A 14,359-nucleotide genomic window follows, 5' to 3' on the forward strand; every position below is an offset into this window, starting at 1 on the left:
CCTACATTTTATGCGTTCTATTTTTACGTTCATTACACCTCTGGTGGCCCTTGCGCTGTTGCCCACCGCACCCGCTCTGGCCCAACGTAAACAAAAGCCAAAGACGGCTCCGACTTCCGTCAGAACCGCCACCGACAGTTTATTCAACGGGTTACGTTGGCGCAATATTGGCCCGTTCCGGGGCGGCCGCTCACTGGCGGCCGCCGGGCATTCCGATCAGCCACTCACCTATTACTTCGGGGCTGTCGGCGGGGGGGTCTGGAAAACAACCGATGGGGGTGCCAACTGGTCGCCTATCTCCGACAGTACGTTTAAATCCAGTTCGGTCGGGGCTATAACCGTTGCGCCGTCGGACCCCAACACGATTTACGTCGGTATGGGCGAGTCCGACATCCGCAGCAATATTTCCAACGGCGACGGGGTTTATAAATCGATCGATGGGGGCAAAACCTGGAGACACATGGGCCTGAAACTGGCCGATGCCATTGGTAATATCGAAGTCCATCCCCAGAATCCCGATATCGCTTACGTAGCCGCCCTGGGCAATCCGTTCGCTCCCAACAAGGAGCGGGGCGTATTCAAAACAACCGACGGTGGCAAAACCTGGAAACACATCCTGGCCAAAAACGACAGCACGGGCGCAGCGGTCGTAGAACTGGACCCCAACAATCCGTCTATTGTGTATGCATCCACCTGGCAGGCCTACCGCAACAGCTACATGATGAGTAGCGGGGGGCCGGGCTGCGGTCTCTACAAATCGACCGATGGGGGCGAGACCTGGATGCCCCTCCACGACCGGCCCGGTATGCCGCGGGGACTACTCGGCAAAATTGGTATTGCGGTCTCGCCCGCCAACTCGAACCGCCTGTACGCCATGATTGAAAACGCGAAAGGCGGGCTGTACCGCTCCGATGATGCCGGGATGAGCTGGCAGCTGATCAACGAAGACAAAAATCTCTGGCAGCGCCCCTGGTACTATATGATGCTGGCCGCTGATCCGCAGAACGAAAATGGCCTCATTGTGCTGAATGTGAACGCAATGAAGTCGTTTGATGGCGGTAAAACCTTTCAGACCATCAATGTACACCACGGCGATACGCACGACATCTGGTGGAACCCGAAGAACCCGCAGAATTTTATCATTGCCGACGATGGCGGGGCCGAAATAACCTACAACGGGGGAGCCACGTTCTCGGACATAGACATCCCCACGGCCCAGTTTTACCACGTTTCGGTCGATAACGATTTCCCCTATAATCTGTACGGTGCCCAGCAGGATAACTCCGCCATCCGCATTGCCAGCCGAACGACCGACTTTGTCATCGGACCCTCGGCCTGGTATTCGGTAGCCGGGGGGGAGTCGGGTTATATAACGTCGGACCCCAACAATCCGAACGTCACCTTCGGCGGTAGTTACGACGGGCTGATTACGCGCTACGACAAGGCGACTGACCAGAATCAGCGCATCAACGTCTATCCCGAATACAGCATGGGGGCTCCTTCATCCGACCGCAAATACCGGTTCCAGTGGACATTCCCGATTGTGTTTTCGCCCCATGACTCAAAGGCTCTGTACGTGACCTCGCAGTACGTGCATCGGAGTATGGATTACGGCCATTCGTGGGAAGACATCAGCCCCGACCTGACCCGCAACGACCCCAAAACGCAGGGCGACACGGGCGGACCGATCACGAAAGACAATACCGGGGCCGAAACGTACCCAACGATATTTACCTTCGCCGAATCGCCGTTGGAAAAAGGGGTATTCTGGGCCGGCTCCGACGATGGCGTGATGCACATCAGCCGCGACGATGCCAAAACGTGGCAAAAAATTACGCCCCCCACGTCGATGTTGCCGGAATGGGCCATCCTGAGCCTCGTGCATCCATCCGACCATGCTAAGGGCAAGGCCTATCTGGCTGCGAAACGCTATATGTCAGGGGATACCAAACCGTATCTGTTTAAAACGACGGACTACGGCAAAACGTGGACCCCCATCACAACGGGTATTCCGGCGGATGAATACACGCATGTCGTGCGCGAAGACCCTAACAAACCCGGTTTGCTGTATGCCGGCACGGAACGGGGCGTTTACGTTTCGTTCAACGACGGGGCCTTGTGGCAAAAATTAAACCTGAATCTGCCCATCACGCCCATCCGCGACCTACAGATTCATAAGCGCGAGAAAGACTTGATTGTGGCCACCCACGGCCGCTCGTTCTGGATTATGGACGATATTACGCCCCTGCATGAAATTGCCGACGGGCAGGACGCGCTGGCGGGCAAAAAAGCTCACCTGTTCAAACCCCGAACGGCCTACCGGATGGACGGCGGTAGCCAGGTATTGGGGCCGGGCGATGTGCCTGAACAGGGCGAAAATGCTCCCAATGGTGTGCTGGTGCGGTATTACCTGAAAAGCAGACCGGCGAAAGAGTTGAAGCTGGTTTTTCTGACCAGCGCAAACGATACGGTTATCACCTATTCGAGTACGAAAGATCGGCGTGGACAACCGCTCAAGGTCGTCAAAGAATTTTTTGAGGACATCACCATCCGACGGCCCGGTACGCCCCCCACACAGGCGGGCATGAATGCGTTCGTCTGGGACATGCGCTACCCGGATGCGACGTCCGTCGAAGGCACCAACGTCATGTGGACGGGCCGGGGAACGGGCGCGAAAGTAGTGCCGGGATCGTACAAAGTCCGGCTGTTGCTGGGCGATTCACTGGTTGCCGAACAACCGATCACCATTCTGAAAGACCCCCGGCTACCGCTTACCGAGGCCGACTATAAAGAGCAGTTTGATTTGCTGATGAAAATCAATGGTAAACTGTCGGAAACGCACAAGGGCATCAATCAGATTCGGCTGATTCGGAATCAGATAAACGGGTATTTAAAGGAGGTAAAAGACCCGGCTGTGGCGGAGAAGTTCAAGAAGGCCACCAAGCCCATGCTCGAAACCCTCGATCAGTTGGAATCAACCCTGATGCAACCTAAATCGAAGGCCATGCAGGATGCACTGGCCTACCCGATCCGACTGAACGATAAACTGTCGGGCGTAGCGGGCGTGGTGGGTTCTGCCGAGACCAAACCAACCAAAGCTTCTTACGTTGTTTATGAGGCTCTCGAAAAACAGGTCAACACGGCCCTGACCAAGCTGAAGGAGATTATCGATCAGCAGGTTCCGGAATTTAACCGGATGGTAACCGAACAGCGTATTCCAGCTATTACCCCCTAATCAATGTACCTGCAACTCTCTCCACCGATGAAGTATTCGTTTTACTTCCTGCTAACTCTTGCCACCAGCCTGCTATTCTTGGGGCAAGCGGTTGCACAACAAGCCAGTACCTCCGATACAAGCACAAACCGGCTGTTTAAAGGAATGACCTGGCGTAATATCGGCCCCACGCGGGGTGGGCGTTCGCTGGGGGTGGCTGGTTCGCCAATCCGCAAACAGGAATACTACTTTGGCGCGGTGGGGGGCGGCCTCTGGAAAACAGCCGATGGTGGCACGACGTGGTCGCCCGTCACGGATGGACAGATCCGAAGTTCCTCAGTGGGTGCGGTGGCCGTGGCCGAATCAAACCCCGACGTGGTGTACATCGGGACCGGCGAAACCCAGTTTAGGGGCAACATCATGCAGGGCGACGGGGTGTATAAATCTGTCGATGCCGGAAAAACCTGGAAAAATGTCGGCCTGACGAACACCCAGGCGATTGCCCGCATCCGTGTTCACCCGACCAACCCGAATATTGCTTATGTTGCGGCTCTCGGCCATCCCTACGGCCCGAACGAAGAGCGGGGTATTTTCCGCACCACCGACGGCGGCATCACCTGGCAGAAGATTCTCTACAAAGGTGATAAAGCCGGGGGGGCCGACCTGATTATTGACCGTACGAACCCCAACGTCATCTACGCGACGATTTGGCAGGTATACCGTACCCCCTGGAAAATGTGGGGTGGCGGGGGCGCTTCCGGTCTGTTCAAATCGACCGACGGGGGCGATACCTGGACCGAACTCACCCGGAAACCGGGTATGCCGAAAGGGGCCGTTGGCAAGATCGGCGTGAGCGTTTCGCCCGCCGACCCAAACCGGGTGTGGGCCATCGTCGAAGCCGAGGATGGGGGCGTATATCGCTCCGACGATGCGGGCATGACCTGGAGCCGCGTTAACGAAGAACGAAAACTCCGACAGCGGGCGTTTTACTATTCGCGTATTTACGCCGACCCCAAGGATAAAAATACGGTCTATTGCCTGAACGTGGGTTTTTATAAATCGACTGATGGGGGTGTGAAATTTAACAAAGCCATTACCGTCCCCCACGGTGATAACCACGATCTATGGATTGACCCCACCGACTCAACCCGGATGGTTGCCGCCAACGATGGGGGGGGCTGTGTATCGGTTAATGGCGGCAAAACCTGGACCGACGAGAATTACCCAACCGCGCAACTGTACCACATCACGGTTACGAGCGATTTTCCGTACCACGTGGCCGGCGCGCAGCAGGACAATTCTACAGTGGCGGTCCCGAGCGAAGGCTGGACAAACTACCTGGCGCGTGATAACAGTATTCGGAACAAAGAATGGTCGTATCAGGTCGGCGGGGGCGAGAGCGGCTACATCGCGCAGGACCCCAAAAATCCCGACATCTTTTACGCCGGTAGCCAGGGGGCGTTGCTAACCCGCTACAACCGCTCAACGGGGCAGACCCGCGACATTCAGGTGTATCCGCGCTTCTTCTCCGGCGAACCGGCCAGTGCGCTGCCACAACGGTGGCAGTGGACGTACCCGATCGTTTTCTCGCCGAAAGACCCGAACCGGCTGTATGTCTGCTCGCAGCACGTCTGGATGACGACCAACGAAGGCCAGACCTGGGAGAAAATCAGCCCCGACCTGACCCTGGCCGACACGGCCACGCTGGGCAAAAGCGGAGGAGTGATAACGATGGACATGAACGGCCCCGAAATCTACGCGACCGTGTTTGCCCTGGCCCCCTCCTACCATGATGTCAACACAATCTGGGCCGGTTCTGACGATGGTCTGTTGCACATTACCCGCGACCATGGGAAAAACTGGCAGCGAATTACGCCCCCCGATATGCCGAAACACACGCGTATTAGTATTATCGACGCGTCGCGACATAAACCCGGAACGGCCTATATCGCAGCCAAACGCTACCAGATGGACGACCGCGCTCCGTATATCTGGAAAACAGATGATTACGGAAAGACCTGGAAAAAGATCATCACGGGTATTCGGTCGGATGCGTACGTGCACGCCGTACGCGAGGACATTACACGCCCCGGTCTGCTCTACGCCGGTACGGAACACGGCATCTGGGTATCCTTCAACGATGGCGACAATTGGGAACCCCTGCGGCTGAACCTGCCCGATACGCAGATTGCCGACTTGCAGGTTACGGAAAAAGACATAGTGATCGGGACGCACGGTCGGTCGATTTACGTACTGGACGACGTAGCACCCGTGCGCGAATTCACCGCTGGACTGGACAAGGAACCGGTGCATTTTTACAAACCGTACTACGCCGTTCGGCGGGTACAGAACGCGGTGTTCCAGTACCAGCTCGCACAGCAGGCCGATAGCGTGAAAATCGAAATCTTAGATGCGGCTGGCGTCGTTATTCGGTCATTTACCGGCGACAAACCGAAGAATGAGTCCAAAAAAGCCGATGAGGAAGAGGATGAAGATGCGCCACCCAAACCCAAAAAACCCACCACAGCCGCTGGTCTGAACCGCTTCGAGTGGGATCTGCGCTACCCCGGCTCGACGGACTTCAAGGGTATGATTCTGTGGGGAGCGCGACCAACGAATGGCCCGCTGGCCCTGCCCGGCCAATACCAGGTTCGGCTGACGGTTGGGGGAAAATCCATCACGCATCCGTTCGAAATTCGGCTCGACCCCCGGCTGAATAATGTCAAACTCGCCGACGTGCAGGAGCAGTTTGCCCTGGCCATGAAACTCCGCGACCAGACCAGCAAGGCCAATGAAGCCGTAATTCAGATTCGGGCGCTAAAGGAGAAACTGACGCAGCAACCCGATAGTCCGGCCAATCGGAAGCTAAAAGAGCAACTGAATACCATTGAGGAAAATCTGTACCAGATCCGAAATCAGAGTGGTCAGGACCCCCTGAACTTTCCCATCAAGCTGAACAACCGACTGGCGGCTCTATGGCGTAGTGTTGAGACGGGTGATGCCAAACCCACCGACAGTTCCTACAAAGTGTACGATGAACTCTCCGCCGAACTGACGCAGCAGTTGATCCAACTCGACAGCCTGCTCAAAACAAAGGAAGTGAAGAGCATTGGGATGTAAGGATAAGTAGCCGTTCCGGTGCCGTTTGCCTCTGTAATCAATTCATTTAACGCAATACAACCATGAATCTCTTTCCGAATCGACTAATCTCAAGCCTGTTTCGCTTTCGTTTTGTAGTTGCCTTCGCTGGGTTGCTTTTGCTGCTGAACGGTCGTTGGGCAACCGCTCAAACGCTTCCTGTCCGGTCTGGGCAGGAAGCGGCAACTGTAGCTACGTCGGTCATGAAGGCAATGCAATGGCGGCTGATTGGCCCGTTTCGGGGGGGACGTTCGGTGGCCGTGGCCGGGCATCCGACGGAGCGGTTAAAATTTTATATGAGTACGACCGGTGGAGGGGTCTGGAAAACGGAGAACGGGGGCATCACCTGGCAAAATATTTCCGATGGTTTTTTTAAGATGGGTTCGGTGGGGGCCATCGCCGTGGCCAAATCAAATCCTGATATCATCTATGTCGGGATGGGCGAACACACCCTGCGCGGTAACCTGGCTCCGGGCGATGGGGTCTATAAATCGACAGATGGCGGGAAAACCTGGACCCATGTGGGATTGACGGATACGCAGCATATTGGTTCCGTGCTCATTGACCCTACAAACCCCGATGTGGTGTATGTGGCGGCTATCGGCCATGCGTTTGGGCCCAATGAGGAACGGGGTGTATTCCGCACCCAGGACGGGGGGAAGACCTGGCAGAAAGTGCTGTATAAAAACCCGAACGTAGGAGCTATTGATCTCACGATGGACCCGGCCAATCCGAAAACAATCTATGCGTCCACGTTTGAGTTCCGCCGGTTTCCGTGGGGTGTTCGCAGCGCGGGGCCGGGGGCGGGTATCCACAAGTCGACGGACGGCGGCAATACCTGGACCGACATTACCCTGAACAAAGGATTACCAACCGGCACCAACCGGGGACGTATAGGACTAGCACTTTCACCAGCCAAACCCGATCGGGTCTGGGCCATTATCGAGGCTGAAAACGAGCAGACGGGGGTATATAGAACCGACGACGGTGGTGTTAGCTGGCAGTTGATGAGTCAGTTTGCCGATCTGTTTCAACGTCCCTGGTACTACCACCACCTGACCGCCGACCCCAAAGACCCCGAAACGCTTTGGGTTCTCAACATCAACATGTGGAAATCGGGCGATGGAGGCAAAACCTACAAACGGGTCGAAACCCCACACGGCGATAATCACCAGCTCTGGATCGATTCGAACGATACGAAGCGGATGGTGCAGGCCAACGACGGGGGCGGCACCGTGAGTTTCGACGGCGGCAACTCCTGGTCCACGATCTACAACCAGCCCACGGCCCAGATGTACCATGTTGTGACGGACAACAGATTTCCGTACCGGGTGTATGGCGCGCAGCAGGATAACTCCACCATTTCGGTCCCCAGTCGATCAGACTACGGAGCCATTTATCCGCACGAAAACTACGACGTAGGCGGGGGAGAATCAGGTTACATCGCCTTCAACAGAAACGACCCGACACTGATTTTTGCGGCTAATCACCACTGGCTTACCCGTCTGAATCTGAAAACCAATCAGCTTAAAGATGTATCGGTCATTCCCGACGATATGTACGGCTACGGCTCCGCCGACCTGGCGTATCGGTTTCAATGGACCTACCCCGTCATCATGTCGCCCCACAACCCGAAGGTGCTGTACGCGACCTCGCAGTACGTCCATCGCTCGACCGATCAGGGGCAAAGCTGGCAGGTCATCAGCCCGAACCTGTCACGGTCGGACCCCGCTACGCTTGAAAAAACGCCAACCATGGATGACCCCTCGATTGGCAAAGATTGGGGGCCCATCAAACGCGACAATACGGGCGTGGAATGGTATGGGACGATTTTCGCCCTGGCCGAATCGCCGGTGAAACCGGGTGTATTGTGGGCAGGGTCGGACGATGGCTACGTACAGGTCTCGGCCGATAACGGCAAAACCTGGAAAAACGTTACGCCGAAGGAAATGCCGTCCTTTGCCCGCATCAGTATTATCGACCCGTCGGCGCACAACCCGGCTACGGCCTACGTGGCCGCGCTGAAATACAAGCAGGACGATTTTCACCCGTACATTTATAAAACGAACGATTTCGGCAAAACCTGGACCAAAATCACACAGGGTATTCCAGACGATGACTACATCCGGGTGGTCCGTGAAGATCCTAAACGGCGGGGGCTACTCTACGCGGGCGGGGAAAAAGGCATGTATGTATCGTTCAACGACGGTGGTCGCTGGCAGCCGCTTCAGTTGAATCTGCCAAGGGTACCCATTCACGATCTGGCTATTCAGGATAATGATCTGATTGCGGCCACGCATGGGCGTTCGTTCTGGATATTGGACGATCTGACGACCCTGCATCAGCTAACCGACGAGGTACAGAAGCCGGCCGTTCATCTCTTCAAACCCCGGCCTACGATCCGGTTCAAAGCGGATATGGACCCCGCCATTAAACCCGTTCCGAATGGGAGCAGCGATTTGGGTACGAATCCACCCAACGGTGTGAAGGTCGTCTACTACCTGGCGGAGAAGCCAAAAGCCCCCATAACTTTATCGTTTCTGGATGCGAACGGTCAGCTGATCAAATCGTATAAAAGCAATATAGTGCCTACTCCGGCATCCACCACGGCTGGCGTGGCCAAAGACTCCGCCAACCTGGCCGAGATGCGGCAACCGACGGCCTCCGTCCAGCGCGAACCGGCTTTGCCCGCGCAGGCCGGGGGTAATTCGTTTGTTTGGGCCGATATGCGCTACCCCGACCCGATCGCGCTCCCGAACTCGGTGACCCACGGCCGGGCGCGGGGGCCGCTGGCCATGCCGGGGACGTACACCGTTCAACTGACTGTCGATGGAAAAACGTACACCCAGAAATTCGAGATTGTGAAAGACCCCCGCATCGAAACGACACCGGAAGAATTCAGGCAACAGTTCGACCTGCTCATTAAAATTCGGGAGCGGATCAATGAACTGCGGAATGGCGTCCTGTCGATTCGGCAAATGCGGCAGCAGTTAGACAGCACGTACAAATCGCAGGACGATCAATCGGTAAAGGAACTGAAGGATCAACTGCTACGTATCGAGGATGCGCTTTATCAGTACCGGGCGAAAGCTACCCAGGATTTGACGAACCACCCGGTTCGGCTGCATACAAAATTCACGGCTTTGGCGGGTTTTATCGAGTCAGACGATTCAAAACCAACGCAGCAGCAGGGGGAGCAGTACAACGCCCTGTCGAAAAGTTTGGCTGAACAGCTCAAAAAGCTGGAGACCGTAAAGGCAGCTGTTCAGCGGAAGCTACGACCGACCGGGTAAGGTGGGAGAGCATCAAAACGTGTGACGGTCCGTAATCTGCTTCGCACCCAACCACTGCCCTGAAAGTAAGAATTTCCGGCGGTGGTTGGGTGAAAGCAACCGTGTTTTGAACAGGAATCAATTCACAAACACCACACCCTTCTCCTTGGCCATCTGGTTGATCTTCGTCAGGTTGCTCCCCACGCAATTGGCCAGTTTACTCAACTGCTCATCAACCGCCTTCGACAGCTTCTCCCGTACTTCCTGCCCCTGTTTGGTCGGCGGATAATCGCCCTGCGCCTGCTCAACCATCAGGTGAGCCAGGCGATTGTTTACCTTGATGCCGTAGTTGAGCGGGTCCTGAACACTGCTGTTTTTGGTTTGGTGAATGTCGTTCTCAATGGTTTTCAACTCATCCTCAAACCGTTTGATTGCCTCGTTGATGTCTTTGTTTTTGGGGTCCTCCCCCATTTTCTTTTTCAGATAACTCAGATCATCCCGGATTTTTCGAATGTTGATGATCCCCTCGTTGGCTTCGCTTACTTTGTCCCGGACTTTCATCAGAAAACTGAACTGGGCCTGAAACTCCTCGGGCGTGGTCGATAAGCGCGGGTCTTTGAGAATCTCGAAGTCCTGCGTCTGCGACACCCCATTAACCGTCAGGCGGACTTTGTAGGTACCAGGTATGGCTTTGGGGCCAAGGTTAGGCGACCCGTAGAACACCATCCCCGGAAATGTTTTGTAGCCCGGATAGCGCATGTCCCACACAAACCGATCACCCCCGGCCTTGATGGTCAACTGGTTGGCTTTCTCTTTGGCCTTGTTGCTGAACGTACGAATCGTGTCGCCATCGTTCTCCAGAATATCCAGCCGTACGTCGGATTTCTCGTCTACTGTTTTGAGGACGTAATGAATCAATACGCCGTTAGGATGGTTTTCGCCTTCGCGCATGGCATCCCGTTTATTGCTACCCGCCATGCGGTACGACGGCATCGGTTTATACAGGATGGCGGTTTTGGTCGCCAGTTCAGGGGTAATCTGGTGGAGGGGCGTGAGGTCGTCGATAAGCCAAAAGCTGCGCCCGTGGGTGGCGGCAATGAGGTTGTCGTTCTTTACCGCCAGGTCATGGATCGGCACCGGCGGCAGATTAAGCTGCAGCTTCGACCAGTTCTCGCCATCGTCGAACGAAACCCAAACCCCTTTCTCCGTACCGGCGTAGAGCAGCCCTTTGCGTTTCGGATCGGCCCGGACCACACGCACGAACTCATCTCTGGGAATACCTTTAGTCGGCACCGTCCAGGTTTTGCCGTAATCGAGCGTTTTGTAGATGTAGGGCGTGTAATCGCCGAATTTGTAGGCGGTAGCGGCAATGTACGCCCCGCCCTTCACGAACGGATTCACCTCCACTGCATTGACCATATTGACTGTTGGCGACATCGGCGGGGTGATGTTTTTCCAGGTCTTGCCTCCGTCGGTGGTCACGTGTACCAGTCCGTCGTCGGAACCCGCCCAGATTTCGCCTTCGGTGTAGGGCGATTCGGTCGCGGCAAAAATGTTGGCGTAGTATTCGGCCCCCGTGTTGTCCTGCGTGATTGGTCCGCCCGACGATTTGATCGTTTCGGGAATACCCCTCGACAGATCGGGGCTGATCACCTCCCAGCTTTGGCCCCCGTTCAGGCTGACGTGCAGGTAGTTCGATGCTGCGTAGAGTTTTTTCGGGTTGTGCGGGCTAAAGAAAACCGGGTAGTTCCAGTTGAAGCGGTACTTCATCACGTCGGCCCCCGAACCGGCGGGCAGGTCGGGATAGACGTTGGTCGAGCGTTCCTGCCCGGTGGCCAGATCCTGCATGGTCATGTAGCCTTTGTAATCCCCGCCGTATACCACCTCGCTGTGCAACGGGTCGGGGGCCAGGTGCGCGCTCTCGCCGATGGCCAGAGCTACCCAATCCTTTTCGGTGATGGCAGCCCCGCCCGTGCGGTGCGGAATCCTGACGCTTGTGTTATCCTGCTGGGCACCGTAGATACGGTAGGGAAACTGGTTGTCGGTCGATACCCGGTAAAACTGGGCCGTGGGCTGATTGTGGTAGGTGGTCCAGTTATTGCCCCCGTCGTTCGAGATTTGGGCACCTCCATCGTCGGCAATAGCCATGCGTTGGTTGTTTTCGGGGTCGATCCAAAGATCGTGGTGATCGCCGTGTGGGGCATTTTTCAACTCGAATGTCCGGCCCCCATCCTTCGACACGCCGTAGCTCACATTCATGACGTACACCAAATCTTCGTTCTGCGAATCAGCGTAAATCCGGCAGTAGTACCAGGCCCGTTGCAACAGCGCACGATCCTGATTGATACGCGCCCAGTTCTTTCCCGCATCGTCGGACCTATATATGCCGGGGGCTTCCGAATTTTCGATGATGGTCCAGACGCGGTTGGAATTCTTGGGCGAAACCGTCACGCCAATAATGCCGTTAACGCCTTTGGGCATACCGGGCTTGTTGGTGAGTTCGTCCCAGGTTTCGCCCCCGTCGGTGCTTTTCCACAGTTTAGAGTCGGGTCCTCCGCTATCCATTCGGTAGCCATTACGGGTCATGTTCCAGGTGCTGGCGTATAGGATGCGCGGATTGTTAGGGTCGAGAATCAGATCGGCAGCCCCGGCTTTCTCGTTGATATACAGAATTTTTTTCCAGGTTTGCCCGCCATCGGTACTGCGGAAAATGCCCCGCATGGCGTTGGGTTTCCACAGATTACCCAGCGCAGCCACGTAAACCACGTCGGCGTTTTTGGGGTGAACGCGAATGCGAGCGATGTGTTTGGAGTCGGTCAGGCCAATGGATTTCCAGGTTGTGCCGGCATCGGTCGATTTCCAGAGACCCGAACCGGAAGCCACGTTATTGCGCAGGGTTTGTTCGCCCTCGCCGACATAGATCACGTTAGGGTCGCTCTCGGCCACGGTGACCGCCCCAATTGTACCGCCGAAGTACGCGTCGGTGATATTTCCCCATGTCTGCCCGGCATCGGTTGTGCGCCAGACACCCCCGCCCACCGTTCCGAAATAGTATAGGTTAGGATTACCCCGTACACCCGTGACGGTGCAAGAACGCCCACCCCGGAATGGCCCCAGTTCGCGCCAGCGCAGGCCTTCGTACAGCACGGGGTCGAATACGGTTGCGGAGTGTGCGCGTTGCGGTTGCGCGCTGGCCAAATGGCCTGTGAGAAGGGCTATCGCCCCCAGTACAAGGAATGGTTTCATCAGGAATAAGTGGTTGTATTATAGGATCAAACCGATTTTTTGGGTTCTCCTTCAAGATACTAGGATCTATTCAAACCGCCACCAAAACCATTCTTTTTTGGTGACTGCAATGGGTTCACTACAGATTGGCTACTTCGTTCCAGCCTACCAGGCTCACCGGTCTTGGATGAGTTTACTTTCAGTACGGATGCCCATCTCCATTACGGATACTGGTCAATTCAATCAGCCTCCAGGAAGCTGAGGCCTCTTCGGCCATTGAAAACATCTTAGCTACGGATGATGAGTTGTACCGCCCCTACAGCGATCAGCACAGTGAACTCACTAGCGAGCCGACAAAAGAAGTACTCCGCTATCGGGAAGCCCTCTGGACAGGCTTTCACTTCCTGCAACAGCATGGCCGTTTTAGCCTAGACTACTTTGCGCAGATCTTTCAAGAGATCAAGCAAACGACCGAGGTCATACGACCGGCGTTCTCGCAGGTCTACATCCGACAAGGCGGCAGTGGCCCCAATGCAGGTAAACCAATTTACACACCCCTCGAGGAGCGGGTATTCTGGAGGCTAAACAGGCCAACCTGTGTGCCTTTCTCAAGGATGATCAGCGGTACACAGTTGATCTCCTGCTGAGATGGCTATGGCTTACTTTCAGTTTGAAGCCATCCCTATCGCGATGGTAACGGTCGAACCAGCCGAATGGCTAACATCTATGTGATCACCCAAAAGAGCTGTTAGATTATCTCATTCTGTATCTAAGCCGCTATATTGTCGAAAACAAAGAGGAGTACTACAATGCCTTAGCCTACGTTTCGCAACGGGGTGATTGGTCTAATTGGCTGAGCTATATGTTACAGGCGGTGGCCCATATGGCCTAGCTCACCTACGAGAAGGTCAATCGTATACTACAAGCGCGCGATGTCATCCAGGAAGCGATCGCCAGCCAGACTACGGATCGTCGCCCTAAGCAGTTGACACAAAAGATCTTCATCCAACCCGTTACCCGGGTGCGGCACCTAATTGAGGATCGGACGTATGCCGAGAACACGGCCCGTGATTACCTCAACCGCTTAGTTGAGCATCTTAGAGCGTTAAACTGTGAGTGGTAACCATGATTATCTCAACCGGGAGTTGTACAGCATCTTAGCTGATTAAGGCAGGTTAGATGTTCTTTACTATAGAGAAATATTGATCCATTTCATCAGCACAGTGTGCTGGTAAATTCATATTGACAGTCCTGGACAACGAAAATGGCTTACGAATCCTCTTCGTAAGCCATTTTCTTATTGAGTTGCTAAAATCACCTGTCAAGTAACCCTCATGCTGGGCAGTGAGTATCGAGGAATCGATACTCATCAGATTTAGCTTATGCGGCAACCTCAGAAGGAACAAAAAAACAGTATCAGCCAAACTAAAACATTTGCCATCCTAAACCAATTCTGTTAGTTACTGAAGACCGACTTTATAGAAAGCAACAACTATACAAAACGATTTAG

The 14,359-nt window shown here is 55.0% G+C and carries 5 protein-coding genes and 1 pseudogene; 5 read left to right on the top strand and 1 reads right to left on the bottom strand.

All coding sequences use genetic code 11. The features are described from left to right. Positions 1-10: 10 nt before the first annotated feature. The 3 genes from BN8_RS15300 to BN8_RS15310 all read left to right on the top strand — a co-directional run bounded on the left by BN8_RS15300 (position 11) and on the right by BN8_RS15310 (position 9,645). Entirely contained in the window at positions 11-3,235 is a 3,225-nt protein-coding gene (locus BN8_RS15300; RefSeq protein ID WP_040005840.1) for a WD40/YVTN/BNR-like repeat-containing protein, read from the top strand. Positions 3,236-3,262: 27 nt separating this feature from the next. Then, entirely contained in the window at positions 3,263-6,334 is a 3,072-nt protein-coding gene (locus tag BN8_RS15305; protein ID WP_040005841.1) for a VPS10 domain-containing protein, read from the top strand. 62 nt (positions 6,335-6,396) lie between these two features. Then, complete coding sequence (locus BN8_RS15310) at positions 6,397-9,645, top strand: VPS10 domain-containing protein (protein WP_009282815.1); 3,249 nt, start codon at positions 6,397-6,399, stop codon at positions 9,643-9,645. Positions 9,646-9,762: 117 nt separating this feature from the next. On the opposite strand, the gene BN8_RS15315 is transcribed toward BN8_RS15310, so the two are convergent. Further along, a complete protein-coding gene (locus BN8_RS15315; protein WP_009282816.1) occupies positions 9,763-12,870 on the bottom strand; it encodes a VPS10 domain-containing protein in 3,108 nt (1,035 codons plus the stop codon). A gap of 209 nt (positions 12,871-13,079) precedes the next feature. On the opposite strand from BN8_RS15315, the gene BN8_RS31800 reads away from it, so the two are divergent. Continuing rightward, entirely contained in the window at positions 13,080-13,496 is a 417-nt protein-coding gene (locus BN8_RS31800) for a Fic/DOC family N-terminal domain-containing protein (protein ID WP_262493838.1), read from the top strand. A gap of 30 nt (positions 13,497-13,526) precedes the next feature. Then, positions 13,527-13,601, top strand: a pseudogene (locus BN8_RS33895) (hypothetical protein); the annotation flags it as partial. Between the last annotated feature and the right edge of the window lie 758 nt (positions 13,602-14,359).

This window comes from Fibrisoma limi BUZ 3 (assembly GCF_000296815.2).
Lineage (GTDB): Bacteria > Bacteroidota > Bacteroidia > Cytophagales > Spirosomataceae > Fibrisoma > Fibrisoma limi.

Excerpts from the sequence above, each read along its gene's own strand:
- BN8_RS15305 (WP_040005841.1), top strand. The coding sequence starts at position 3,263 with ATGAAGTATTCGTTTTACTTCCTGCTAACTCTTGCCACCAGCCTGCTA.
- BN8_RS15310 (WP_009282815.1), top strand. The coding sequence starts at position 6,397 with ATGAATCTCTTTCCGAATCGACTAATCTCAAGCCTGTTTCGCTTTCGT.
- BN8_RS15300 (WP_040005840.1), top strand. The coding sequence starts at position 11 with ATGCGTTCTATTTTTACGTTCATTACACCTCTGGTGGCCCTTGCGCTG.
- BN8_RS15315 (WP_009282816.1), bottom strand. The coding sequence starts at position 12,870 with ATGAAACCATTCCTTGTACTGGGGGCGATAGCCCTTCTCACAGGCCAT.